We start from the raw sequence: 453 nt of genomic DNA, 5'->3' as shown, positions 1-453 counted from the left end.
GGCGAGATCGAAGCCGTGTTGGCACACTTCCCCGGCCTGTCCCAGGTCGCGGTCGTGGCCCGCGAGGACCAGCCCGGCGACAAACGCCTGGTCGCCTACCTGGTCACCGACACCGACACCCTGGACACCGACACCCTGGACACCGAGGCCCTGCGCACACACGTGGCGGGTCAGCTGCCCGAGTACATGGTCCCCTCCACGTTCGTCGTGCTCGACCGGCTCCCGCTGACCACCAACGGCAAGGTCGACCACCGCGCCCTGCCCGCCCCCGACCAGCCCGCCGCCGGCACCGGACGCGCCCCGCGCAGCCCTCAGGAGGAGACCCTCTGCCGGCTGTTCGCCGAGATCCTCGGCGTGCCGGCGGTCAGCATCGACGACAACTTCTTCGAGCTGGGCGGCCACTCCCTCCTCGCCACCCGCCTCATCAGCCGGATCCGCACCACCCTCGACATC

Annotated in this window: 1 protein-coding gene; it reads left to right on the top strand. The window is 71.3% G+C overall.

From position 1 onward, the window contains the following. Nucleotides 1–15: 15 nt before the first annotated feature. A partial coding sequence (locus tag IF78_RS0142885; RefSeq protein ID WP_342342084.1) for an AMP-binding enzyme occupies nt 16–453 on the top strand: 438 nt, incomplete at its 3' end.

This window comes from Streptomyces bicolor, from assembly GCF_000719285.1.
Classification (GTDB): domain Bacteria; phylum Actinomycetota; class Actinomycetes; order Streptomycetales; family Streptomycetaceae; genus Streptomyces; species Streptomyces bicolor.
This window is presented reverse-complemented; position numbering and strand designations above follow the sequence as displayed.